24 protein-coding genes are annotated in these 23663 nt (G+C 50.7%); 16 read left to right on the plus strand and 8 right to left on the minus strand.

Going from position 1 to position 23663, the window contains the following annotated elements; genetic code table 11:
- The first annotated feature begins 130 nt into the window (after positions 1-130).
- Together FHT67_RS08770 and FHT67_RS08775 are read left to right on the plus strand one after the other, a co-directional pair.
- The gene (locus tag FHT67_RS08770; protein WP_132306435.1) at positions 131-679 is read left to right on the plus strand and encodes a 1,2-dihydroxy-3-keto-5-methylthiopentene dioxygenase; all 549 of its coding nucleotides are present in this window, start codon (positions 131-133) and stop codon (positions 677-679) included.
- 89 nt (positions 680-768) lie between these two features.
- Entirely contained in the window at positions 769-1491 is a 723-nt protein-coding gene (locus tag FHT67_RS08775) for an alpha/beta fold hydrolase (protein WP_167197466.1), read from the plus strand.
- A 92-nt stretch (positions 1492-1583) separates the two neighbouring features.
- Here the strand turns inward: FHT67_RS08775 and FHT67_RS08780 are convergent, their stop codons facing one another.
- The 3 genes from FHT67_RS08780 to FHT67_RS08790 form a co-directional block, all read right to left on the minus strand.
- A complete protein-coding gene (locus FHT67_RS08780; RefSeq protein ID WP_167197469.1) occupies positions 1584-2540 on the minus strand; it encodes an SDR family NAD(P)-dependent oxidoreductase in 957 nt (318 codons plus the stop codon).
- Complete coding sequence (locus tag FHT67_RS08785) at positions 2540-2899, minus strand: MerR family transcriptional regulator (protein WP_132306429.1); 360 nt, start codon at positions 2897-2899, stop codon at positions 2540-2542. The genes FHT67_RS08780 and FHT67_RS08785 overlap by 1 nt, the downstream gene beginning before the upstream one ends.
- A gap of 194 nt (positions 2900-3093) precedes the next feature.
- On the minus strand, positions 3094-3984 hold the full coding sequence (locus FHT67_RS08790) for a LysR family transcriptional regulator (protein ID WP_167197471.1): 891 nt from the start codon (positions 3982-3984) through the stop codon (positions 3094-3096).
- A 123-nt stretch (positions 3985-4107) separates the two neighbouring features.
- Between FHT67_RS08790 and FHT67_RS08795 the strand changes: the two genes are divergently transcribed.
- The 4 genes from FHT67_RS08795 (at position 4108) to FHT67_RS08810 (ending at position 7536) form a co-directional block, all read left to right on the plus strand.
- The gene (locus FHT67_RS08795; protein ID WP_167197474.1) at positions 4108-5034 is read left to right on the plus strand and encodes a DMT family transporter; all 927 of its coding nucleotides are present in this window, start codon (positions 4108-4110) and stop codon (positions 5032-5034) included.
- Positions 5035-5183: 149 nt separating this feature from the next.
- Positions 5184-5474 carry a DUF3817 domain-containing protein gene (locus FHT67_RS08800; RefSeq protein WP_167197477.1) on the plus strand — a complete coding sequence of 97 codons (291 nt, stop codon included), beginning with the start codon at positions 5184-5186 and terminating at the stop codon, positions 5472-5474.
- A gap of 198 nt (positions 5475-5672) precedes the next feature.
- Positions 5673-6605 carry an ABC transporter ATP-binding protein gene (locus FHT67_RS08805; RefSeq protein WP_132306421.1) on the plus strand — a complete coding sequence of 311 codons (933 nt, stop codon included), beginning with the start codon at positions 5673-5675 and terminating at the stop codon, positions 6603-6605.
- A gap of 19 nt (positions 6606-6624) precedes the next feature.
- A complete protein-coding gene (locus FHT67_RS08810) occupies positions 6625-7536 on the plus strand; it encodes an ABC transporter permease (RefSeq protein WP_208403198.1) in 912 nt (303 codons plus the stop codon).
- A gap of 56 nt (positions 7537-7592) precedes the next feature.
- Here FHT67_RS08810 and FHT67_RS08815 read toward each other — a convergent pair whose 3' ends face one another.
- The 3 genes from FHT67_RS08815 to FHT67_RS08825 are packed head-to-tail and all read right to left on the minus strand — an operon-like array spanning position 7593 to position 10220.
- Positions 7593-8438 (minus strand): ABC transporter permease, encoded by an 846-nt coding sequence (locus tag FHT67_RS08815; RefSeq protein WP_207918125.1) that lies wholly within the window; start codon positions 8436-8438, stop codon positions 7593-7595.
- The gene (locus FHT67_RS08820; RefSeq protein WP_132306417.1) at positions 8422-9225 is read right to left on the minus strand and encodes an ABC transporter permease; all 804 of its coding nucleotides are present in this window, start codon (positions 9223-9225) and stop codon (positions 8422-8424) included. The genes FHT67_RS08815 and FHT67_RS08820 overlap by 17 nt, the downstream gene beginning before the upstream one ends.
- Positions 9222-10220, minus strand: a complete 999-nt coding sequence (locus tag FHT67_RS08825; protein ID WP_167197480.1) for an ATP-binding cassette domain-containing protein — start codon at positions 10218-10220, stop codon at positions 9222-9224. The genes FHT67_RS08820 and FHT67_RS08825 overlap by 4 nt, the downstream gene beginning before the upstream one ends.
- A gap of 327 nt (positions 10221-10547) precedes the next feature.
- Here FHT67_RS08825 and FHT67_RS08830 point away from each other — a divergent pair, with 327 nt between their 5' ends.
- The 4 genes from FHT67_RS08830 to FHT67_RS08845 all read left to right on the plus strand — a co-directional run bounded on the left by FHT67_RS08830 (position 10548) and on the right by FHT67_RS08845 (position 15581).
- Entirely contained in the window at positions 10548-11465 is a 918-nt protein-coding gene (locus FHT67_RS08830) for an EamA family transporter (protein WP_167197483.1), read from the plus strand.
- 186 nt (positions 11466-11651) lie between these two features.
- Complete coding sequence (locus FHT67_RS08835; protein ID WP_208403200.1) at positions 11652-11993, plus strand: hypothetical protein; 342 nt, start codon at positions 11652-11654, stop codon at positions 11991-11993.
- The gene (locus FHT67_RS08840) at positions 11990-13744 is read left to right on the plus strand and encodes an ABC transporter ATP-binding protein (protein WP_167197485.1); all 1755 of its coding nucleotides are present in this window, start codon (positions 11990-11992) and stop codon (positions 13742-13744) included. The genes FHT67_RS08835 and FHT67_RS08840 overlap by 4 nt, the downstream gene beginning before the upstream one ends.
- A complete protein-coding gene (locus FHT67_RS08845) occupies positions 13728-15581 on the plus strand; it encodes an ABC transporter ATP-binding protein (protein ID WP_167197488.1) in 1854 nt (617 codons plus the stop codon). The genes FHT67_RS08840 and FHT67_RS08845 overlap by 17 nt, the downstream gene beginning before the upstream one ends.
- Positions 15582-15631: 50 nt before the next feature.
- On the opposite strand, the gene FHT67_RS08850 is transcribed toward FHT67_RS08845, so the two are convergent.
- Entirely contained in the window at positions 15632-16732 is a 1101-nt protein-coding gene (locus tag FHT67_RS08850) for a glycoside hydrolase family 88/105 protein (RefSeq protein WP_167197491.1), read from the minus strand.
- A gap of 148 nt (positions 16733-16880) precedes the next feature.
- Between FHT67_RS08850 and FHT67_RS08855 the strand changes: the two genes are divergently transcribed.
- From FHT67_RS08855 to FHT67_RS08880, 6 genes are all read left to right on the plus strand, one after another.
- Complete coding sequence (locus FHT67_RS08855) at positions 16881-17711, plus strand: AraC family transcriptional regulator (protein WP_167197494.1); 831 nt, start codon at positions 16881-16883, stop codon at positions 17709-17711.
- Positions 17712-17807: 96 nt separating this feature from the next.
- Positions 17808-18302: a DUF2798 domain-containing protein gene (locus tag FHT67_RS08860; protein WP_207918123.1), complete on the plus strand. Its 495-nt coding sequence runs from the start codon at positions 17808-17810 to the stop codon at positions 18300-18302.
- Positions 18303-18442: 140 nt separating this feature from the next.
- Positions 18443-19381, plus strand: coding sequence for a hypothetical protein (locus tag FHT67_RS08865; RefSeq protein WP_208403201.1), 939 nt, complete (start codon positions 18443-18445; stop codon positions 19379-19381).
- 237 nt (positions 19382-19618) lie between these two features.
- Complete coding sequence (locus FHT67_RS08870; RefSeq protein ID WP_167197500.1) at positions 19619-21073, plus strand: ABC transporter substrate-binding protein; 1455 nt, start codon at positions 19619-19621, stop codon at positions 21071-21073.
- 85 nt (positions 21074-21158) lie between these two features.
- Complete coding sequence (locus tag FHT67_RS08875) at positions 21159-22049, plus strand: carbohydrate ABC transporter permease (RefSeq protein ID WP_167197502.1); 891 nt, start codon at positions 21159-21161, stop codon at positions 22047-22049.
- A 21-nt stretch (positions 22050-22070) separates the two neighbouring features.
- Positions 22071-22904: a carbohydrate ABC transporter permease gene (locus FHT67_RS08880; protein WP_132306397.1), complete on the plus strand. Its 834-nt coding sequence runs from the start codon at positions 22071-22073 to the stop codon at positions 22902-22904.
- A gap of 99 nt (positions 22905-23003) precedes the next feature.
- Here FHT67_RS08880 and FHT67_RS08885 read toward each other — a convergent pair whose 3' ends face one another.
- On the minus strand, positions 23004-23654 hold the full coding sequence (locus tag FHT67_RS08885) for an SIMPL domain-containing protein (protein WP_167197505.1): 651 nt from the start codon (positions 23652-23654) through the stop codon (positions 23004-23006).
- Positions 23655-23663: the final 9 nt, after the last annotated feature.

Here is a 23663-nt window from a genome sequence, read left to right on the forward strand (position 1 = left end):
ATAAAGAACTGCTATAGTGGACTCCGAGGCAATTGAAGCACTTGAAGAGGATGTTGCAAATGAGTCAAGCACGTCCAGAAAGCATTCGCCTTATGCAGTACCAGAAATCTGTAGGAAGGAAGGAATACTTATGGCACAAATTCGAATTCGCAATACGGACGAGCGCATTGAAGCTGAAGATCAAGTGCTTGACTTTCTAGACAAGCAGGAAATCTTGTATGAGCATTGGGATTCTGCTAAACTCCCGGAAGAGCTTAAGGAGAAATTCTTACTGAACGACGAAGAGAAGCAGCAAATTCTCGCGATCTACGATTCCGAGATTAAAGATCTGGCAGCTCGACGCGGCTACAGGATCTGGGACGTTATTACCTTGTCCGAGGCCACGCCAAACTTGGAGGAGCTGCTGCAAAAATTCGAAGCAGTACACACGCATTCCGAAGATGAAATCCGGGCCATTACGGCGGGTAAAGGAATTTTTATCATTAAAGGCACGGATGATATCGGCTATTTTGACGTTGAACTCGAGGCTGGCGACGTCATCTCCGTTCCGGAGTCGAAGCCCCATTTCTTTACGCTGATGGACAACCGAAAAATTGTAGCAGTTCGCCTCTTCATCGAGACGGAAGGATGGGTAGCTTCTCCTTACAACGATCCCGAGTTTGTGAAAGACATCGGCTAATTACAGTACATCGTTGAACATGACATAAAGCTAAACAACCAACGCTCATTAGGGTAATGATTTAATACATGCATATTGGAGTGATGATGATGAGTACGTTCGTGCTAGTACATGGATCGTGGCATGGAGCCTGGTGCTGGGAGAAAATAATTCCCAGATTAGAAGAAGCGGGGCACCGGGTAATCGCTTTGGACCTGCCTGGGCATGGTCAAGATCATACGCCCGTATCACAGGTGAATTTAAAAAGTTATACGGACAAATTAAGCGCTATTCTGGAAAAGGAGTCAGGGAAGGTCATTTTGGTAGGTCACAGTATGGCGGGGCTTGTCATCAGCCAGACAGCCGAGTACCTGCCTGAAAAAATTGAGAAGCTTGTTTATTTATGCGCTTATCTTCCAAAAAATAATCAGACGTTGATTCAAATTGCTCAAAACGAGAAAAAAGAAAAAGAATCTCCTTCTATTGTTATCATAAGCGAGGATGAAACGTGCATGAATCTAAAAGACGAACGGATAAAGGATTCATTTTACGGCGATTGCGTGGAAGATGACATAATTAAAGCAAAGGAAAAACTTTGTCTAGAGCCGCTGGCCCCATTTTTTACACCCGTGCAACTCACGGACGCTAGATTCGGAAGGATTCCTCGCGTTTATATAGAAACTTTGAGAGATAAAGCTATTTCCATTGCTTTACAAAGAGATATGTATAACGAGTATCCGAATAATCGGATTATTACATTGGATTCAGACCACTCGCCATTTTTTTCACATCCAGACGAGTTAACCTCTCATTTCATTCAGTTAACATTTTAAACGATTATTATACAAAAAGCCCCTAGCTGGGGCTTTTTGTGTGCAAAATTTAAAACAATACATAGGACCGCTTGTTTTTATTTTCGGGAATATTAGTTAAACAATCGCGGAGTTTCCTCCCATAATCGGAGTGCAATTGCTTTATCGATCGCCCATGCTTTAACACCCACGGTCATACCGTCGTCCGTATGGAGAGGCGCAATATCGCAATTCTCGCAATAGACACCGCCATGTGCGTCTAATTGAGGGCTGACCGCACACCATACGATGGTTGCCGCCCCTTCGGAAATCGTTTTTCTCTCGTTGTCGTATTGTTCGTAGCCGCGTTCACCGTTTGCTTTGATCGCCCCAAACGCCGTAAGCTCTTCCTCCGACAGCGCATCGGAGAGACCGGTCACGATGCTGCCCGGATGAACGGTAAAAGCGCGGATATTATCTTCTTTGAAAAGCTCGTCTACCGCTACGCTGAGCAAGGCAGCGGCCGTCTTCGCTTGACCGTAAGCGATCCATTTGTCGTATGACGAATGATTAAAGTTAGGATCCTCGAAGTTAAAGGCCGAATACCAATGGGCTCGGGAGGATAAGGTGACAACCCTGGCCCCGTTCGCCTTCTTCAGCTGAGGCAGAAGATGATGGATTAAATGATAATGCCCCAAATAATTGGCCGAGATTTGCATTTCATTCCCCCGTTCATCCCTGGAGAGCGGAATAGCCATTATTCCGGCGCTGTTAATCAGGATGTCCAGCTTGTCGTACCGCGACTGGAACCATCTGCCGAAGGCTTCAACCGTTTCCCGTTTGCTCAGATCCATCTCTTCCGGATACAATTCCACGTTGGATAGGCCGGTGAGAGCTTGGCTTGCTTTGTTGACGTTTCTGGCAGGCACGACCACCTTGGCGCCCGCCGCCGCGAGCGTTCTGGCCGATTCCAAGCCTAGACCGGCGGAACCTCCGGTAACGATGATGATTTTACCCGTCAAATCAGCGTCTTTCACGATATGGTTAGCCGTTGTTCTAGCCGAATAACCGGATGGAATAGGTTGTTGCATTAAATACCGCCACCTCGAAGTTTACTGAAGTGAGTCACCTTGTATTGCACCTTCTCCAGGATCCTTTGGCGTTTCTCAAGCTCAAGCTCCATCTTGACGGCGTGCTCCCGCAGAATCTCGTGGCACCGCGTATAGTCCTTGGCCCGATAAGCGTCAACATAGCTTTTGATCTGCTCCAAGGACATATCCGTGTCCTTCAAATTGACGATAAATTGCAGATAATCAATCGTCAATTGATCGTAGATTTTATATCCCCGGGCATTTTTTGCCGGCTCTTCAATTAATCCCAATTGCTCGTAATACCGAATGGTTGGAATCGGCAGGCCAATCAGCTTGGATACCTCTGAAATTTGATACAAGTGATTCTCACCTCGCGAAATCAAGGTTACAACGTAAAGTTGACTTGATGTCAACATCGGATGCGATTAAATTTATTTCTCTTCAAGTTTGCCCGATTCTTTCGTAAAGATTGCAAAATATCTCACTTGCTCGAGCTCCCGACCGTCGGACGATAGGAGCATAGCAAGAGATAAAAGGCTTGAACCCGGACGATTCAGGCCTTTTTAGGTTCCGCTGCAAAAGGGAAAAGCTTCTGTGCCGCCTCCATAAAAGCTTTTACCGCGATGGTGCAGTCCTCCAGTGGGCCCGAAGCGATGTGAATATCGCGGTAAGCCGCCGGAGAGATCTGCTTCAAGACGATTCCGGAGGGGAGATCCAGAAGGGACAGCTCGGACATGACGGCTACTCCTTCACCCGCCAGAATCATCTGAAGCGCGGTTCTGTAGTTGTAGAGAATATATTTAATGGTTGGCGATTCTCCGGCGCTTTCAAACCACTTCAAGACCGGGGGCTCATAGCCGGCTTTGCAGATGAGCATCGGCTCATTCCGCAAATCTTCCGGGCTAATGATCTCTTTTTCGTTCAGCGGATGATCTTCGCGCATAACCGCATAAATTCCCTCGCGGTAAAGCGGATAAGAAAAAGCCGTTTTGTCGGAGGGGATAAGAAGGCCGACGTCAATTTCGCGATTATCCAGCCATTCCTGCACATCGGCGATCGTGCCTTCAACGATGCTGAATTCCAGGTTGGGATATTGCTGCTTCATATGACGGATCAGTTGGGGCACGAAATAAGTAGCGGCAACCGGGAATGCCCCGATACGGACGCTGCCGGTCTCCATTCCTTTTTCGCTCGCGATTTCCTGGTCGATCTTATCGTACCCCTGAAGAATTTCCCTGAACGTCCGGACAATCCGCTCCCCCACGGGAGTGAGGGCAACTCCTTGACGCCGGTCCCTGATCAGCAGCGTAACCCCAAGCTCGCGTTCCAAGGTCGTGACGGCACGGCTGACGGCCGGCTGCGTCATATTCATTTTCTCCCCGGCGGTCGTAAAGCTGCGGGTCTCCGAAATCGCAACAATCAATTGAAGAAGTGATTTGTTCATAACAGATTTGGTATCTCCTTCATTACTTATATTCATTTTATTTATGATCAGGTTTATTGTAACATGATTATAGACCAAGAGAAAGAGAGACCTGGAGTTAACCAGGGAGAGGAGTGTTTGAGCATGAAAACAAAAGCATGGCTTTTTCTAGTATTAGCGAATCTGTTTTGGGCGGGCAATTTGATTTTCGGCAAGTCGGTTACGGCCGATTTTCCGCCGATCTGGGCAGCCTTCTTACGTTGGGCAATTGCGGCTATGGCCTTGATCCCGATGGCTCAGCTTATTGAAAAACCAAACTGGAGGAAGGTGTGGAATGCGAACTGGGGCATCTTGTTATTCCTGTCTCTGGTAGGCGTCGTATTCTACACGCTGCTTACCTATACGGCTTTGCAGCATACCTCGTCAACAAACGGCAGCCTGATTAATAGCTTGACTCCGGCTGTGATGATCGTGTTGTCGCTGCTGTTCCTGAAGGAAAAAATAACGGTGTGGCAAGGAGCGGGATTGGTATTATCCTTCCTCGGCGTGCTGACGGTATTAACGAAGGGGCATCTGCTTGGCGCATTCCGCACCTCTTATAATGAAGGAGACGGCATTTTGCTGATCGCGGTGTTCTTATGGGCCATTTACTCCATTATCAGCAAACGCGCGCAGCATCTTCCTCCGATAACGTTTGTGGCCTTTACGGCTTTAATAGGCGTCATTTGCATGATTCCGCTGTTGTTTATCCAGCCGTTGGAAACCGAACATCTTACAGCCCTTGGCGTAACGGGAGTTATTTATCTGGGGCTTTTCCCTTCCATCGGCTCGTTCCTGTTCTGGAACCAAGGCGTCAAACAGCTTGGAGCCGGCAAAGCCAGCATTACGATGAATTTGATGCCGATCTTTACGGCTATCCTCTCCGTACTGACGGGCCAGCAGCTGCTGGTCTCCCAAATCGTTGGCGGAGTTATCGTTATCGCAGGAATGCTGTTATCGGCGAACCTTATCAAACGGTCGGATAGAAAAGGTATCAAACGGGTGAATGAACGACAGACAGGCATCGTGTAAGGAGAAGGCGGTTCTCAAAGTCTTTCGCTTTGGGAGCCGTCTTTTTTCTTTGGTCATCGAATGGACACGAATTTGCGATAAACGAGAGAAACGAAGAGTAGGCGTGATACGTAATAGATTCTATCGAAAAGGAGAAAGGAAGTGTGCGAATGGAGCAATTCGTCCGGACATGGTTTCGCTGGATCAGCTATTTGGAAGCCATCTCGTTTCTAGTCCTATTGGGAATAGCGATGCCTTTGAAATACATGTTCGATAGTCCGGAGGCCGTTGCGGTAACGGGCGGTATTCACGGGTTCTTATTCTCTGTTTATTTGGTAGCGATTGCGGTGATGGCGGTTCTGTTCAAGTGGAAGATTATCCGCATTGCGGGAGCGGTTCTGGCCGCCTTTTTGCCGTTTGGTCCGTTTGTTCTGGAACGAAGATTAAAAGCTAATGCTTAGCATGGCGTGAGAAAAGCCCGGGTTCTTTCCAAGCTTGTCGGAGAGAGTCCGGGCTTTTCGCATTTAGAGGGATGAATTGTTTCTAACAACAAAAACGTATTTAAATGAAATAATAATTTATTGCAAAACGATAAATACCGTGATATTATCAAAACGATTATCGATGCGATATTTATTGTTTGGGAGGCTATTAAATCAATGAGCAGCGAACCTGTTATCCGTCTGCAGAATGTAACAAAGCGGATCGGAAGAAAAAACGTTATCGACGATCTTACGTTTGACGTGCCGGAAGGCGAAATATTCGGTTTCCTTGGACCAAACGGTGCCGGCAAGACAACGACCATCCGCATGATCGTGGGCTTGATGTCGATTACGAAGGGCCAAATTCTGATCAAGGGGAAAAATATAAAGACCGAATTCGAACAGGCCATCCGTCATGTCGGCGCCATCGTGGAAAATCCGGAGATGTACAAGTATTTGAGCGGCTACCGCAACCTTGTCCATTATGCCCGCATGATCCCTGGCGTGACCAAGGAGAGGATCGACGAGGTTGTCTCGCTTGTAAAGCTGGAAAGCCGCATCCATGAAAAGGTCCGAAAGTACTCGCTGGGCATGCGTCAGCGGCTTGGCGTAGCGCAAGCTTTGCTGCATAGACCGGCTTTATTGATTCTGGATGAGCCTACAAACGGTCTCGATCCTGAGGGCATTCGCGAGCTGCGCGATTATTTGCGGCATTTGACACGCACGGAAGGCATTACGGTCGTTGTCTCCAGCCATCTGCTCTCGGAGATGGAGCTGATGTGCGACCGCGTGGCTATCCTGCAGAGAGGCAAGCTGGTTGACGTGAAGCCGATTGATTATTTTACCCAAGGGAACGCTCCGCTCCAAACCTATCAGATTGAAGCGCATCTGCCGGATCAGGCTATGGCTGTTATAAGGCGGGTTTCCGGAGTGCAGGAGCTCTCCGTCACGGAAGAAGGACTTATCGAGTTGACGGTGGAGCGGGAACGCGTACCGGATATTTTGGAAGAGCTTGTCCGGAATCAAATCCGCATTTATGGCGTCAATAAGGTTCGCCGTTCCTTGGAGGATGGTTTCCTGGAATTAACGGGAGGTGGGCAGGCTGTTTAACCTAGTGCTTAACGAAAATATGAAAATCTACAGAAGGACGCGAACCTGGATCCTTATCGGGCTTATGGCTGCCTTTGTCCTATTCGGCAACATCATGATGTGGCATGACGGGAAGGACGCGCAAGGCGAAGGCTGGAGAGCCGAGCTGAAGCAAGAGAAGCAAATGTGGAGCGATCATTTAAAAAGCTCTGACCTGAATGAAGGGAACCGTACTTATTATGAGGATAGGATTGCCGTCATCGACTATCATCTTGAGCATAATATCCGGACGACAAAAGGAACGATTTGGGATGGGATTAATGAGTCGGCGAATCTAGGGATATTGATCACTCTATTCACCATCATCATTGCAGGAGATATCGTAGCCAGCGAATTCGCAACCGGAACCATTAAGCTATTGCTCATACGCCCGGCCAGCCGAATTAGAATCCTCGTCTCCAAGTATATCTCTATCCTGCTGTTCAGCATGGTCCTGCTGCTTACTTTGTTCGTCCTATCCGTCGTGCTGAACGGCATTCTGTATGGCTTTCACGATATGGATTTGCCCTTGGTAAGCATAAAGGATGGACATACCGCCGAAAAAAATATGTTTCTTCATCTCTGGGAAACGTACATGCTCAATGGCGTGTCCACAATTATGTACGTCACGATAGCGTTTATGATCTCGTCGGCTTTCCGCAGCAGCGCGATGTCTATCGGATTTTCCATCGGAATTCTGTTTGCGGGCAATATATTGCTAGAGGTGCTGCAACGTTATCAGTGGAGCAAATACTTGTTATTCGCCAATACGGATCTGACGCAGTATTTGGAGGGAAGACCGTTTCAGGACGGAATGACGCTGTCCTTCTCCATTGGCGTGCTTGTTGTCTACTTCCTGGCGTTTAATCTGGTATCCTGGCTGATGTTCACGCGAAGAGACGTGGCAGCTTAAAGCAAAAAGATCGAACCCCGCTTGTTCTGGGGTTCGATCTTTTTGCTTTAACTAGGTTACCGCCGTAACCCCATCATATTGCCGGATGTATATCTTCGTAAGCCTCGGTAAAAGAGCAGGATCCCTCCGGCGGTCAATAAGGCTGTCATGCCTAATGCTCCGTACAAGAAGGGGAGGTCCATCTCGCGAATGAACGATACCGGCATGCTGCTGATGAAGCCGGCAGGAATAACGGTGAACAAGACAAGCCGGCCGAATCCTTTGAATATAGCCGTGGGGTAAGTGGCAAAGACGAGCAGCGCGTTAAACAGCTGAAAGCTTAATCCTTCCGTATTGCCAAGCCAGAACGAAAGACAGCCGGCAATCACGCAGAAGAAAATAAAGATCATGCCGGAAATTAGCAGGGCTGCCGTAAATTTAACGATTCCAACCGGCGAGACGTCGCCAAACCCTATAAAGATGAATACGGCAAATAGCAGATCGCCGATCGCGCTCACCGACATTCGGCTGATGAGGACGTTCAGAAGCACCGGCTTAGGCTGAGCCAGGTAGACGTCCAGCTGCCCGGTAGCAATCAGATTGGCAAGCCGGGTTGCGTTGCCGAAGAAAACGGACATGATTCCGAATCCGCCCGACGCTGCCGCCCACATCATCATCACATCCTGAAGCGTCCAGCCATTGAGGACCGGGAAGCGTTTGAAGTACATGCCCCAGAATATAATCCAGACGATATTATTTACGATCATGGATCCAACCGTCAGAAGGAAGCTGAACCGGAATTCCATGGCACCTGCCAGGTTAAGCCTCCAGCTTGCCGACGTGAACCGAAGCAGGCGCTTAAGCCTGCCCGGCTGGTCATGCTCGGATATGCCCGTATACGACTTGTCATCCGCCATTAACATTGAGCTTCCGCACCCCCATCCGGTATAACAGCCATACCATCACTCCAATAAGGACAACCCACAGCCACTGCACGGCAAGGGCGCGAGAGATCTGATCAAGATGCATGCCAACCGCCGTACGGGCCGGAAAATAAACGACGGTCTGAAAAGGCAGCCAGTGACCGATTCGCTGCAGGCTCTCCGGAAACAGCTCTAACGGCATCAGCATCCCGCCTATTGTAAACAAAATTTTGTTATACACGAATTCGAGCCCGCGAGTTTCCTCCACCCAAAAAGCGCTAAGGGCAACAAGCATGCCGAGCATAAAGTTTACGGTAAAGCCGCCAAGCGCCATGATCGGAAGCCAGGCGAGGCCAATGCCTGCAGGCAAAGGACCGACAAGCAGCAAGCCAATCGCAGAGCCTAGTATCAGATTGATGACATAACGGATAGCTACCTCGCTCATATATTCGGCATAATGGAAAGCAAGGAAGCTGATCGGCCGGATGAGCTTAAAGGCAACGTCGCCGCTTTTCACTTCCTCTTCGATCCGTGTGCTGAGGCTTGGAGTTGCGAGCACCATGGATTCGGTAAAGACGAGATACCACATCATCTGCTTAAAGCTATAGCCGTTAATCGTTGCGGTTCCTTCTCCCGCAAACGTCGTTTGCCATAACTGCATGAAAATATATAAGATCAGCAGCAAAAACACGGATCGGATCAGAAAATCAACCACGTAGGCCAGCTGGCTGCGCAGCGTAATTTTACCGATAAACACATATTTCGCCGGCTTCGTTAAGCTGATCATCCCGCCGCCTCCTTTGCCTGAAACGTCCCGTACATCCTTGTAATAATATCCTCCATCGGCGGATCCTGAACGGTCATATCGACGATGCGGTGGCCCGCCATCAAGGCGGACAGAACGGATTCGATCGTTGTAAGTCCGGTGTCCACGCTAAGCGTCAAGCGCGATCCATCCCGGCTCAGCACCTCAACGCCTTCCAGCGCCATAGGCCCCGGATCGTCCTCCAGCAGGAGCTGAACCGTCTTATGCGTCAGGAACCGCTGCTTCATGAAGTCGACCCGTCCGTCAAATACGAGTCCTCCATGATTAATCACAATCGCGCGGTCGCATAGCTTCTCGACATCGCCGGCGTCATGCGAAGTAAGAAAGATCGTCGTGCCTTCTTCGCGGTTCATCTCCAGAATCAGCTCCCGGATCCGTTGCTTGACGACTGCGTCCAGCCCAATCGTCGGCTCGTCGAGGAACAAGGCTTGCGGACGGTGAAGGAGAGAAGCGGCTATCTCGCAGCGCATCCGTTCACCGAGGGACAACTTCCTAACGGGCGTATGCAAGTAAGGGCCAAGCTCGAAGCGCTCGATCAGATCGTCGCGACGCGCCTTGTATTCCTCCCGGCGGAGCTCGTAAATCCGGCTCATCAGCTCGAACGTATCCAGCGGCGGGAGATGGTACCACAGCTGCGACTTCTGTCCGAATACGGAGCCGATGCGGTAAGCCAGCTTTGCCCGTTCCGTCCACGGACAACAGCCCAGCACTTCCGCTTTTCCGGAGGTTGGATGAAGAATGCCGGTCAACATTTTGATCGTTGTTGATTTGCCCGCTCCGTTGGGCCCGAGGAAAGCGACCGTCTCTCCTTGCTCGGCGGAGAACGTAATGCCTTCAACCGCGGCTTTATCCGTATAATGCGGCTTAATCAACGACTTGAGACTGCCCGCAAATCCGGCTTGCTTTTTCTTGACTTGAAATGTCTTCTCCAATTGTTCAACCTCAATCGACCTCACGTTACACACCCCTTTGTTCGTTTCCTGCAAAAAAAGGAAAGACCTCCGCAAAGTCTCGCCCTAGTCTTGCAGGCGGAACTTTCCGAAGGTCTTTTATTCCTCACGGTGTAGCTTGGCGTCTACCCGCGCAAGCCGGCTTCGCTTGGTTCGCCATCCTGATGGAGTCGGATCCCTAGAAGCCCTTCCGAAAAACGTTTTCCACATATTAACATGATACGTTAGGTCTGGCAACAGCTTTTTGCTTGCGAAATTTTATCCTGCGAGAGCATTGCCACGCCGCGGATTCCTGACTAAGATTAGAAGAATGGGAAGGGGATCGTTTACGTCATGTGGATTGTATTTGCAGGGCTTGCTGCCCTATGTTTCGGATTGAGGGGGATATTATACCACTATACGAGCCAGCTTCCGTTAAGCCGGACCGTGCTGCTATGCGGCGCGTTCTCGATGGGGGCTATCATTTGCGGCGTAACGGCACTGTTGTCCGGTCAGCCTTGGACGTCCGCCGCTCTTGTCGGCATTCAGATGGGCGTGTTCTCGTTTGTGGCGAATGCCAGCATGTTCAAGGGCTTTGCCGTCGGCAAAGCCTCGCTCGTCGCGATCATTACGGCGCTTCCGGCCGTACTGGTTGTGATAGGCGCGTACGTGATGTGGGGAGAGGCGCTGAAGTATACCCAGCTGGCTGCTTTTGTTGTTATTGTGGCGGGGATATTGCTTGTGCGTTATTCGAATGATTTGTCGCTGAAAAATCTTCAAGGCGCGCAGTGGGGGCTTCTGTCTCTCGTCATGTTCGCCTGCAATGACCTGTCCGGCTCCTGGTCTACCAAGCTTGAGGCGCCGTTGTTTCCTACGCTGTTCTTTATGTTTGCCTCCGGCTCCCTTTGCTACGGCATTTGGTGGCTGAAGGACCGGATGGCCGGCAGGAGATACAGCCTGGCTGCGGCAACAGCCGAAGCAACCGTGTCAGCTGCCGCCGAGGATGGCCGGGATCCGGGCATAAGGTGGAGCGAACGCCGTACCTTCTTGACCGGGATGCTGGTTGGCACTACCAACGCGGCAGGCATGATGATGATTGTAACGGCCTTTGATCATGGCAAAGCAGGGCTTGTGTCCGCAGTCACCGCTTTGAATGTGCTCATCGTTCTTCTCTATACCCGGTTTGTGGTGAAAGAGAGCTTCACGCGGATTGAAATAACCGGGATGGCATGCGCGTTTGGCGGCATACTGTTCTTGCGGTTAATCGCTTAAGGTAATAAACGGCTAAGCGCCATCCGGGATTTCAAACCTGGATGGCGCTTTTTTTGCGCTTGCGGCGAATCGATTGTTAATTATTTGAAAATTATAACTTGACAGTCTTTTGGGATGCGTATACATTTGTATACATAAAGAGATGTGTATACGAACGTATACATTAAATAAAGGAGGCATAGACATATGCGTAACGGGCAAGATCACCGAGGCAGGCATCCCTTCAAGGAGGAGTGCAAGAATCGGGACGGGGGCAAGGCGCAAACGTTCCGGCGGGGAAGAGCGCTTGCTTTTCTGGAGAAGCTTACGATTACCCGCGCAACACTGCAGCGTCAGCTGGATGATCCGGCTTTCGAAGCGATTAAACCGGTGATCAGCGGCGAATTGAAGGCGACGGAAGCCATTATGGAAGAGTTTATTCACGTATTTCAGCTGCACGAGCTGCCCGAGGAAGACATTCCTTCCGTAGAAGCAACGGCTGGGGAAGAGAGCAGCTCCGAATCCACTAATGGAAGTGATGAGTCTTGAAATCAGAAGGCGTGTTAAAACCGTATTTCAGGCAGACCTGGCCCATTTATCTCGGATCGTTCACCCTTCATGCGGCAGCCAGTATCGTATTCGCTTATTTTCCGAAGGTGCTTGGGGACTTTACGGATAAGCTGAAGGGGGGAGCGCTTGGTACCCAGGATGTTGCGCATTTCAGCTTGTTGCTTGTTCTGATTGGAGCGGGATACGCCCTGCTGGGAGGATACGGTCAATACCTGGTCATGTATGTCGGACGGTTGTTCGAATACATGACCCGTCGTCGTCTATTTACTCATTTTTCCGGTCTTAGCGAGCATTACTATTCGAAGAACGGCGTCGGCAAAATGCTCAACTACTTCATGAACGACGTAACCGGCGTCCGGGAATCCATCTCCATGGGCATCAACCAGACGGCTATGGCCTCCATGCTGCTCGTCTCCTGCGTCGGGGCGATGATTCTTAGCGACATTCCGCTCTATCTCATCGCTGCTTCCGTGGGGCCGCTTATCTTCATTCCTTGGATCGTCATCAAGATTGGCCCGGTTATCCGTCAACGTTCCCGCAAAGTGCAGGAGGCGCTTGGCACAATGACGGAGTCGGCGGAGGAACAGTTTGGCGGCATTCGCGTAACGAAGAAGTTCGCGGTGGAGCCGATTATGATTGAGCGGTTTGGCGCCAAGGTCGATCGGATCAAGACTAACCAGCTGTCGCTTGTACGGATCAGCTCGCTATTCCAGGCAACGGTCCCTTTTCTTGGCAATCTGTCACTCATTGTATCCCTAGCCTACGGCGGTTACTTAACGATAAAAGGCGATATATCGCTTGGTAATTTCGTTGCGCTGACGCTGTACGTACGGATGCTGATGAACCCGCTGCAGCAAATTGGCAACGTTATCAATACGGTTCAGCGGTCGCGCGCATCCTTGCAGCGGCTTAACGAATTAATCGCGGTTCAGCCGGATATTGTGGAGACCGATCATGCGACAACGATTGATCTCTCGGCAAGTCCGATTCGAATACAGGATCTGACCTTTACTTATCCCGGAGCTTCACAGCCTTCGCTGCAGCATATCGATCTTGTTATTCAACCCGGGATGACGCTTGGCATTGTAGGGCGTACGGGCAGCGGCAAAACAACGCTCGTCAAGCAGCTGCTCCGGGTGTATGATCCGCCGGCGGATGCGATCCGCATCGGTTCTGCGGATATACGGGAGGTCACGCTTGAGAGCCTGCGCACGCAGATTGCTTATGTCCCGCAGGACGGCTTCCTGTTCAGCACCACGATTGGCGAGAATATTGCTTTTGCGCGGCGGCAGGCCGGTCAGGGCGAGATTCATGCGGCTGCCAAGCAAGCGCGGATTTACGACAATATTGCCGAGTTCCCCGAAGGCTTCGGGACGAAGCTGGGAGAGAGGGGCGTCACGTTATCCGGCGGGCAGCGCCAGCGAACAAGCCTGGCGCGCGGCTTTATCATGCGGGCGCCTCTCATGATACTAGATGACAGCGTCAGCGCCGTTGACGCGGTAACCGAATCCGAGATTGTGCACACGATCCAGCAGGAGCGTCAAGGAAAAACAACCATTATTATCGCGCACCGGCTCAGCGCTTTGAAGCATGCGGATCTCATCATCGTGTTGGATGAAGGGAAGATTGTTCAGCGGGGCAAGCACGAGGAGCTGCTTGCGAAACCTGGACCTTACGCCGAGCTCCATGCGATTCAAGAGGAGGGAAGCCAATATGCCGACAGCCGTTAACAACTGGCAGATGGACCAGAAGGCCGGCAATGGCAAGCAGCCTAAGCCGCAGTACAAGTCCGCTTTTCGCATACTGAAGTCTTATATCAGCCCGCACCGGAAGACGTTTTCGCTGGTGGCCATCTGTACGATTATCGCGATTGCCTCCGAGCTGTTCCAGCCTTACCTGGTAAAAATCGCGATCGACGATAACCTGATGGTGGGCAAGAACGATTACGGCAGCTTGATTGCGATTTGCGCGATTTATCTCGGCCTGTCCCTGTCAAGCTTGTTGTTTACGTATTTGCAAAATAACCTGCTGCAGGATGCCGGCCAGAGCATCGTAGCCCGCATCCGGAAACAGCTGTTTGAGCATATTACCAAGCTGTCGATGTCCTACTTCGATAAAACGTCCGGCGGCAGCCTCATTACGCATGTTTCGAGCGATACCGAGGCGATTAACCAGTTTTTCAACCAGGTATTGCTGACCCTGCTGAGAGATGGATTAACGCTGGTGTCCATTCTGGTGATGATGTTTTATCTGGATACGACGCTAGGGCTTTACTGTCTGCTTTTGCTGCCGATTATCGCGCTTATCGCCATTGGTTTCCGGTCCTTCATGCGCACGACGTATCAGATGGCAAGGACGCGTTTATCCCGCCTTGTGGCGTTTGTTGCGGAGAATCTGGCGGGCATGAGCCTCATTCAAGTCTTCCATCAGCAAAAGGCGCAAGGCGACTTGTACAAGGAGCGGAACGAGGATTATTTCAAGGCGAATGTCCGCGAGATCCGCACGGCGGTTACGTTTAACCGGACCTTTGATTTACTCGGCAACCTGACTATTGCTTTTGTGGTCTGGACCGGAGGGAAGGCCGTGCTTGGGCATACGATGGAGTTTGGCGTATTGTACGCTTTTATCACGTATATCCGGCAGTTCTTCCAGCCGATCAACGCCATCACCCAGCAGTGGAATACGCTGCAGTCCGCTACGGTAGCGGTCAACCGGATATGGGGCGTTCTTGACGTCGAGCCCGATATTAAAGACACGGCCAAGCCGGTCAAAATAAACCATGACGCCGTGCAGGGACGCGTGGATTATAATAACATCTCGTTCAGCTACGGGAACGGCACTCCGATCTTCCGCGGACTTGATCTTCATATCCATCCCGGCGAAATGGTCGGAATCGTCGGGACGACCGGCGCGGGCAAAAGCTCGCTCATGAGCCTGTTATGCCGGTTCTATGACGTGAACGAAGGCAGCGTTCAGATTGACGGGAACGATGTCCGGGATATCCCGCAGGCGGAGCTTCACCGGATTGTTGGCTTGGTTCAGCAGGAGCCTTATCTGTACGCCGGAAGCATTATCGACAACGTCCGGATGTTCGACGAGTCGATCTCCCGGGAGGACGTCATCCGCGCCTGCGAATTTGTCGGAGCGGATCAGCTGATTAACCGTATGCCGGGCGGCTACGAGACGAAGCTGTCCGAACGGGGCAGCGGATTATCCGCCGGCGAGCGGCAGCTGATCTCTTTTGCCCGGATTATCGTGTTCCGTCCAAAGATTCTGATTCTCGACGAAGCGACGGCTAACCTCGATTCCCAGACCGAGCAGCTCATTCAACGCGCGCTGCAGGTTGTGTCCGAGGGACGGACGACGATCGTGATCGCCCATCGCTTGTCCACCATTATGCACGCGGACCGGATTATCGTGCTCAGTCGCGGAACCATTGTTGAGTCGGGCACTCATGCCGAGCTGATAGAGAAGCAAGGCGTGTACGAGGAGCTGTACCGGCACTCGCAAGGCGAAGCCGCCGCTTCCTCGGAAGTGACCACGCCGGAAGTGCAGACGATACCTTAGGCTGTGAATAAAAAAAGCTGAAGCCTCTTTGGAGGGCTTCAGCTTTTTTTTTACTTGTTTGCTTGACGAGCCAAGCTCATCTCTACGCACATCAGGATAAAAGCGCCTGCGCCGTGCAGATCGTTCTCGCTTGTTGGCCGGGCGATGTAGTGGGCGTAATCGCCAATACCCGTGCCGATGCAGATTTGGCCGATAACGACATGGCCGTTGTCGTCAAGCTTCAGCGTGTCAATGACTCCTTGGTAGCCTTTCCATGCGTATTCCAAATATTTAGGATCCAGATAGCCGAATCGCACGGCTTTGGCAATGGCATGCACGTAAAGGGCCGTGCAGGAACTTTCAAGCCAGTTGTCCGGCAAATCGCCTTTATCCACCACCTGATACCATAAGCCGGTAGCCGTATCCTGGTATTTGATGAGCGAGATTAGCAGATCCTGCAGAATAGCGACAAGCGCTTCTTTATCCTTGTGATCCTCCGGCAGGTGCTCGAACATTTCAAGCAGGGCAACCGGATACCAGCCAATCGCGCGTCCCCAGAATTCGGGAGCAAGACCGGTCTCCGGATCGGCCCAGGATGCTTCCTTGGTCTCGTCCCAGCCATGATACAGGAGTCCGGTAACCGGGTCCTTTGTATGCTTTTCCATCAGGATTGCCTGGTAGGTCATCAAATCAAAATAATCGCTGTCCCCAAACGTCTTGCCGTACTGGACGGCAATCGGCCCGGCCATGTACAATCCGTCAAGCCACATCTGATTCGGATAATGCTCCTTATGCCAGAAGCCGCCGGAAGGATTTGTTTTCCACGATTTGATCAGCGGCACAAGATATTGCAAAGCTTTCTTGTACCGCTCGTCTCCGGTCTGCTCATACAGATTGTATAGGAGAACGCCCGGCTGAATGTCGTCAAGCTCATCCGGCTTATGCTTCTTGATGCGGCCATCCTCCAGCACCTGGCTGTCGACCCAGCGTTTCAGATACTCATAGTACTTCGGATTTTGCGTTTCCTTCCAGCATTTCTCCATCCCCGATAAAAAGACGCCCTGATGATAATGGAACCGGTCCGGCGGCAGCTGCTCCGGCTCGAATCTGGCCATTAATGCCTCGCAGGCTTTCTCTGCCCATTGGATGGGGGAAAGTACGGTTTTAATCATTTGCATAAGCCTCCTTCTTGTTCATAGGTTTATGCTAGCACGAGGAAATGTACATTTTTTGCAGAAATCAATGAATTCTTCTTATATCTTGCTGTAAATTGACCGAGGCGTATAATGATAGAAAAGGAAGCTGGAGGGGAGGCGGACGATGGGAGATTTCCAATACGATAACGGAGAGGGATCCTTCTCGGTTTCATACCGCAAAGCCCGGAGCCATAATATGCCCGCCAGCCATTTCCACAGCACGTATGAAATCTTCTGCCTCATGTCCGGGAAGCGGGAGTTTTTTATTAAAGACCGGACCCTGGTTGTTCAAGAAGGGGATATGGTTATCATCTCGCCGAATATCCTGCATCGGACAACGAATACGGAAACGCCGGAGCATGAACGGCTTATTGTCAATATTCACGAAAAGCATATGGCTGCGGGGAGCTATATGGATGTCCTGCATCCGTTATTCGAGAAGGAGTATCTGATTGTTAAATGCCCGCTCCAGGACCGGTTAGCCATTGAAACTATTCTGCAAACGATGATTGCGGAAATGTCGGAGAAAAAGCCCGGCTTTGAGTTGTACGCGTTGACGCTCACCTTGCAGATGCTAATGATTTGCTGCCGGCATGTGAAGTCGAGCAGCGTGGAGATCCTTGAATCGCCAAGCCCGATGCATGAGCGTATTTCGGAGGTTGCGCGGTACATAAACAGCCATTACAGGAATGAGCTGTCGCTTCATATGCTGGCGGAGAGGTTCTACGTAAGCCCTTATTATTTGAGCCGATTTTTCAAGGAAGCTACGGGCTTTACGTTTGTGGAATACCTGAACAGCGTCAGAATCAAGGAAGCGAAAAAGCTGCTGGAGCAATCCTCCATGAAGGTTAATCTGATTGCGAAGCGGGTCGGATTCGGCAGCGTGACGCATTTCGGACGAGTGTTTAAATCGGTTACCGGACATCCTCCCCTGCATTATAGAAAAGGGAAGTAGGGCTATGCGGGGGCTTTTTTCATCCGTAAATGTTCACAAACTTGTCACTTATGAAGAGGGTATCCAAATCTCTATAATGACAGGAGAACAGAAAGGATGATGATGGTGCCGACGAATAAGAGAGACGAGTTTTATTTTGGAGTAATGATGGTGACGGGGATGGCGCTGGTCATGATTACGTATAATCTGATGCGTAATCACTTGTTCGGAACGCTTTCTCCGGGAGAATTGATCCTGCAATATGTTTTAGGGTTTATCGTTGCGTTTGCGGTCGAGATGTTTGTTGTAGGACCTCTTGCCAAAAAAGCCGCATTCGCGATGCCTTACGATAAATCGAAGAAATTGTACGTGATTTTGGCGCTTGCTTTCTGTATGGTAACGGGCATGGTGCTGAGCATGTCGTTGTACGGCTTGATCAGCTCATCTTTGTCCGGCAGCTTGGGAGACGGATCCTTAATCGTGCATTATTTGACGATTGTTTTTCACAATTATATTCTGGCCTTCCCGCTTCAATTGATTGTCATGGGACCGCTGGTGCGTTTCCTGTTCGGCAAGTACGTTGCTAAACATTCAGTGAAACTGGCCGCTTAATAGAAATCCGTGAGCATCCTAAGGGATGCTGCACGGTGTTTTTTTATCCTGTTAGAAATTTATGGTAGAGTAGGGTGAGAGGCGGAATGGATGAACCGTTATTAGGATGATAGAGAGGGTGAAGCAGAGTGCCGAGTTCAATGAAGGAATGGAATGAAGAGTTAGAGGAGCGAAGAGAAAAGGCTTCCGAGAAAGCGTATTTGGACCGCAGGCATGAACAATTGCAGCGGTTGCTTCGGAACGCAGCCAATCAAATTACGAATTTATCTGCCGAATTCAAAAGAGAACAAGAGGACGTTAACAAGCTCGAACGAAAATCCTGGACGAATTTAATAACCAGTATAATGGGGAATAAGGAAGAACGGCTCGAGAAGGAGAAGCAGGAAGCCCTTGCTGCTGCTCTTAAGCTGCAGGAGGCCTGTACGGCAAGCGAAAAGCTGGAGCGGGAGTTGGATGAGGTAACGGCAAAGCTGGCTGCGGTGCAGGATGCATCGGATCTTTATAACCGGACTCTTCTGCAAAAGGAGCAATATATGCGCAGCTCCGCGCCGGAGGCTTCTTCCGAGCTATCCAAGCTGGATGAGCAATTGTTCCGGGAGCAGGCGGAAGCGAAGGAGCTGCGCGAAGCGGCATCTGCCTGCAGAAAATTGGTTGAGGCCTTAAGCAGCGCAAGCGAGAAGCTGGATTCCGCCAAGGATTGGGGAACGCACGACATGTTTGGCGGAGGATTAATCAGCACCTCCATCAAGCATTCACGAATAGACGACGCGCAGGATTATATTCATGAAGCCCAGTACCATCTTCGCCAGCTTCAGACGGAGCTGAAGGATCTGAAACGTACGGCGGATCTATACGTCGGAGTAGGCGCTATGGACAAATTCGCTGACTTTTTCTTTGACAGTTTCATTACGGACTGGATCGTTCAAGGCCAAATCAAATCTTCCATTAGCGAAGTCGAGTCCCAGTTATCGGAAGCTACAGGCCTGCTTGTTGGCTTGGATAACGAGGTGAGAGCGTCCGAAGGCAGGCAGCAATCGATCAGGCAGCGGAGATCCGCATTTATTGAGCTATATTCTTAAATACTATAATTAATCCAGAGTTCCGGGCGACACGTACCGGAGCTCTTTTTTTCGTGCCAAGGCGCGCCATTAATTGAAGCGATTTTTAGAAGTCATTTAAATAGAGTTTTCTGTCGCAATCTTATAGTCAAATCTTCCGATTTTCATCGAATAAAGGAGGAGGTAGATAAATATCTATGAACTATAACCGCATGGAAGCGCTTAACCCGGGTGGTTGACTAATAGGGAGGGATTACGATGGCTCGCGGTAAAAGATTCTGGTCGATTTCCACATCGCTTGTTCTGTGTTCAACCTTGCTGTTTGCCTGTTCGAATAACGCGAACAACACAAACACGCCAAGCAACAGTCCAAGCACTTCGGCTGACACAGGCACGAAAGAGACGAATGCCGGTTCAACAAACGACGGGGGCACAACGGGAAATACGGAGAAAAAGGTCATTACGATTACTTATCGCGATGACGGCATTGGCGAGCAAGGCGTCATGTACAAATGGATTCAAGAGCTCGCGGCGAATTTTCCGGACAAAAGCATAGAGATTAAGGCTACTCCGATTCAGGCGTCCGAAGGGGACTATTTCGCCAAGATTGCTCTCGCGCTCAAGTCGAAGGATACCGCGCCGGATATCGTAACGGAGGATACGTTTATTCTGAATTCCGACGCCAGCGCGGGATATCTGACGCCGCTGGACGATAAGGTAAGCGCATGGGAAGACTGGACGAACGGCTCCTTCATCGAAGCGCTGAAAAAAGGCGTAACGGCCAGCGACGGCAAGGTGTACGGGGTTCCTTACAATACGGATTCCAGGGGTCTCTGGTATAACAAAGAGCTCTTCAAGAAAGCGGGCTTGCCGGAAGAATGGGCTCCTAAGAACTGGGATGAAGTTCTTGACGCGGCCAGAACCATCAAGAGCAAGCTGCCTGACGTGGTGCCTATCTGGATGAACATGGGCAAGGCAACCGGCGAAGCCACTTCCATGCAGACTTACGAAATGCTTCTCTACGGCACCGGCGAGAGACTTTACGATAACGACACCGGCAAATGGATTACGAAGAGCCAAGGCATTAACGATGCGCTAACGTTTATCCAAACGATAAACAAAGAAAAGCTTGGGCCGCCGCTCTCGAAGGTTCTGAATGGTCAAGCGGGCAATACGGCTACCCGTGAGTACTTGCCGCAAGGCAAGCTGGCGATCTCGCTCGACGGCTCTTGGATTACCGGCAACTATTTGGACGGCGGCGCCGCTCCATGGCCGGAGTACAAGGATGTTCTCGGCTTCGCGCCAATGCCAACGAGCAAAGGCCAGGCACCTGGATCCATCACGCTTGCCGGCGGATGGGCATTGTCGATCCCTGCGAACGCGCAGCATAAAGACGAAGCATGGGAAGTTATCAAATTCGCTCTGAACAAAGAAAACTCGAAAAAGCTGGTTATCGCATCGGGTAATATTACCGTTCGCGCGGACGTGGGTTCGGATCCGGAATATACCCAAATGCCGTTTAACCAAATCGCAACCGACTATCTGAAAAATGCCGAGTTCCGCCCGGCGCAGGATAAATATCCGGAAGTATCGACGCAAATTCAGACGATGGTCGAATCCGTTGCCTCCGGTACGTCAGCGAAGGATGCCGCGAACAAATACGCGCAGGATGTGACGCGTATCGTAGGCGCGGATAAGATTCTAGAAAAATAATAGAAAACGGCTTGCTCAAGCATTTCCTTCAGATGCGGATGCTTGAGCAAGTCTTCTTTTCTGAAGGCGGAGGAGGTAGACGAGAATGAGCAGTATAGCCTTAAATGGCGCGGCAAAGCGAAAGCGGACATGGACGTGGCTGTATTTTTTGCTGCCCTCCGTGGCCATTATGCTTGTGTTTTTTATTTATCCGATTCTGCTGACCGTATTCTATTCCTTTACCAACCTGGCTCTAACCGGCGAGGCGGCCAAGAATCTGAATTTTGTCGGCCTGGATAACTATTCGCGCATGTTCGAGGATCCTACGGTTCGGACGAGTATATGGAATACGCTCGTATTCCTGATTGGTTCGGCCGTAATCGGCCAACAGGTGCTGGGGTTCTTGATTGCGCTGCTGATGAAAAACAAAAACAAATGGTTCCGGAGAATTATCGGCACCATCGTATTGGCTGGCTGGGTTACGCCTGAAATCGTGTGCGCGTTATGCTTGTACAGCTTTTTCGGCGATGAAGGAACGCTTAACGCGATTATTACCTCGTTTGGATTCACTGAGGTTACCTGGCTATACACGGTACCGATGATTACGATCATCCTGGCAAATATTTGGCATGGCACAGCGTTCTCGATGCTTGTATTCCAGGCTGCGCTCGATGATGTGCCGAGCGAAATCGAAGAGGCTGCCATTGTGGACGGCGCTTCGAAATGGCAGGTGCTGACGAGAGTCACGATCCCGTATATCAAGGACTCGATCACAACAAACGCGATGCTTGTTACGCTGCAGACGTTAGGCGTATTTGGTCTGATCTACGCGATGACGGGCGGGGGACCGGGTACGTCGACAACCACGCTGCCGATCTTCATGTATAATCAGGCTTTCGTCAATTACCAGCTTGGTTACGGCACGGCTATTTCCTTATTGCTGCTGTTCATCGGCATTATCCTAAGCTTGTTCTATATCCGCTCAATGAAAGAGTAAACGGACAAGGAGAACAATTGTATGAGTGCAAAACAACGCAAATGGATCTATCAGCTGCTGCCCTACACCATATTGACGGTCATTGGGATTTGCTTTCTGCTTCCGCTCTTATGGGTGCTTGTAGCCTCCGTGGACACAAACGCGCTGCAGTCTCTTAAGACGCCTACCCATCTGACGGGGAATAACTATATCGATGTGCTCACCAACAAGGAAAATCAGCGTGCCTTTCTGATCGGCCTCTTAATGTCCGGCAGCCAAGCGGTATTGGTCGTTATACTCGGACTTCTGGCGGCTTATCCGTTGTCGCGTTATCAACTTAGATACAAGAAGCCTTTTATGCTGACGATCCTGTTTATGACTTCCTTGCCGATTACGGCCGTAATGGTACCGGTGTATCAGTTATTTCTAACCTTGAAGCTGTACAACAATATTTTTGGCGTCATTCTTTTCTTTGTTGCTTCGGCGATGCCTTACGGCATATGGATGCTCAAAAACTTCATGGATTCCGTGCCCTCCGAGCTGGAAGAAGCGGCATGGATCGATGGAGCCTCCGTGTTTGTCGGCATTAGGAGGGTCGTTGCCCCGCTGATGATTCCCGGCATCTGCACGGTTGCGATCTTTACCTTTTCCGGCAGCTGGGGCAATTTCTTCGTGCCGTATATCCTGCTTCAATCGCCGGAGAATTTCCCGGCCTCGCTCAAGATCTACCAGTTCTTCGGGCAGTACGGCATGGCGGATTACGGTAAATTAGCCGCTTTCTCGGTTATGTATGCCATCCCGTCGGTCGTTCTGTATATTTTGTCCCAGCGCTTTATGTCCAAAGGGTTCAGCATGCAGGGCGGAATGAAGGGGTAGGAAAGTCCTTCGCTAGATGAAGCGTGTGAGCGGATGAAGAAGATTTATTAAATACGATAATCACGGCGGTGCGTACAAAGTACGCGCCGCCGTTTTTTCTCAGCCGTACACGTACCAGACTCTTACGGATGCTTTGAACGTTAAGGTTCCGGGTTCGATGGTGGTGCCGGCATCGCCGGCGGGAACCGAAGCGGCTTTGAACATAATCGGCTCGAATCGGTTAACGGGCGACTCCGTAACCTTGCAAGGGACGGAAGAGAGGGAGACGCCAAGCGTAGCGGCAATCGCAAGCGCCTTCGCCTCGGCATCGCGAACGGCCAGCGTTAATGCCTTACGCCGGGCTTCGTCTGCGTGGGTGGATTGGAAGGTTACATCGGATACCATATTGGCTCCTTGAGCAACCGCAGCGTCAATGACACGCCCCGCATCCTTCGCCCCGTCTATGGTAATCCGCAGCAGATGCACCGCTCGATAGCCCCGAAAAATTTGTTTTCCGTCTACGAAATCATATTGCGGTTCAATCGAATATTGGGCGGTGGAGATGCTCTCCCGCGGCACGCCAAGAGCTAGCATGGCTTGAATAACGGCATCAATGATCTTGGCCTGATCGGTTTGAAGCGTTCCCAGGCTATCGCTTTCACCGGATACCCCAAGAGTTACGATCGTTTGGTCGGGTACGGCTGTTGCCGCCCCTTCTCCCGTAACCTCGATTGTAAAATCACAACAGGCCTGTGCTTGTTCCTTCATCATTAAACGCCC

The sequence above is a fragment of the Paenibacillus sp. BK720 genome (assembly GCF_011761545.1).
GTDB lineage: Bacteria > Bacillota > Bacilli > Paenibacillales > Paenibacillaceae > Pristimantibacillus.

What these genes read in the sequence shown, in the direction of transcription:
- FHT67_RS08770 (WP_132306435.1), top strand. Translation starts at nt 131, where the DNA reads ATGGCACAAATTCGAATTCGCAATACGGACGAGCGCATTGAAGCTGAA.
- FHT67_RS08775 (WP_167197466.1), top strand. Translation starts at nt 769, where the DNA reads ATGAGTACGTTCGTGCTAGTACATGGATCGTGGCATGGAGCCTGGTGC.
- FHT67_RS08780 (WP_167197469.1), bottom strand. Translation starts at nt 2,540, where the DNA reads ATGCAACAACCTATTCCATCCGGTTATTCGGCTAGAACAACGGCTAAC.
- FHT67_RS08790 (WP_167197471.1), bottom strand. Translation starts at nt 3,984, where the DNA reads ATGAACAAATCACTTCTTCAATTGATTGTTGCGATTTCGGAGACCCGC.
- FHT67_RS08795 (WP_167197474.1), top strand. Translation starts at nt 4,108, where the DNA reads ATGAAAACAAAAGCATGGCTTTTTCTAGTATTAGCGAATCTGTTTTGG.
- FHT67_RS08800 (WP_167197477.1), top strand. Translation starts at nt 5,184, where the DNA reads ATGGAGCAATTCGTCCGGACATGGTTTCGCTGGATCAGCTATTTGGAA.
- FHT67_RS08805 (WP_132306421.1), top strand. Translation starts at nt 5,673, where the DNA reads ATGAGCAGCGAACCTGTTATCCGTCTGCAGAATGTAACAAAGCGGATC.
- FHT67_RS08810 (WP_208403198.1), top strand. Translation starts at nt 6,625, where the DNA reads ATGAAAATCTACAGAAGGACGCGAACCTGGATCCTTATCGGGCTTATG.
- FHT67_RS08815 (WP_207918125.1), bottom strand. Translation starts at nt 8,438, where the DNA reads ATGTTAATGGCGGATGACAAGTCGTATACGGGCATATCCGAGCATGAC.
- FHT67_RS08820 (WP_132306417.1), bottom strand. Translation starts at nt 9,225, where the DNA reads ATGATCAGCTTAACGAAGCCGGCGAAATATGTGTTTATCGGTAAAATT.
- FHT67_RS08830 (WP_167197483.1), top strand. Translation starts at nt 10,548, where the DNA reads ATGTGGATTGTATTTGCAGGGCTTGCTGCCCTATGTTTCGGATTGAGG.
- FHT67_RS08835 (WP_208403200.1), top strand. Translation starts at nt 11,652, where the DNA reads ATGCGTAACGGGCAAGATCACCGAGGCAGGCATCCCTTCAAGGAGGAG.
- FHT67_RS08845 (WP_167197488.1), top strand. Translation starts at nt 13,728, where the DNA reads ATGCCGACAGCCGTTAACAACTGGCAGATGGACCAGAAGGCCGGCAAT.
- FHT67_RS08850 (WP_167197491.1), bottom strand. Translation starts at nt 16,732, where the DNA reads ATGATTAAAACCGTACTTTCCCCCATCCAATGGGCAGAGAAAGCCTGC.
- FHT67_RS08855 (WP_167197494.1), top strand. Translation starts at nt 16,881, where the DNA reads ATGGGAGATTTCCAATACGATAACGGAGAGGGATCCTTCTCGGTTTCA.
- FHT67_RS08860 (WP_207918123.1), top strand. Translation starts at nt 17,808, where the DNA reads ATGATGATGGTGCCGACGAATAAGAGAGACGAGTTTTATTTTGGAGTA.
- FHT67_RS08865 (WP_208403201.1), top strand. Translation starts at nt 18,443, where the DNA reads ATGAAGGAATGGAATGAAGAGTTAGAGGAGCGAAGAGAAAAGGCTTCC.
- FHT67_RS08870 (WP_167197500.1), top strand. Translation starts at nt 19,619, where the DNA reads ATGGCTCGCGGTAAAAGATTCTGGTCGATTTCCACATCGCTTGTTCTG.
- FHT67_RS08875 (WP_167197502.1), top strand. Translation starts at nt 21,159, where the DNA reads ATGAGCAGTATAGCCTTAAATGGCGCGGCAAAGCGAAAGCGGACATGG.
- FHT67_RS08880 (WP_132306397.1), top strand. Translation starts at nt 22,071, where the DNA reads ATGAGTGCAAAACAACGCAAATGGATCTATCAGCTGCTGCCCTACACC.
- FHT67_RS08885 (WP_167197505.1), bottom strand. Translation starts at nt 23,654, where the DNA reads ATGATGAAGGAACAAGCACAGGCCTGTTGTGATTTTACAATCGAGGTT.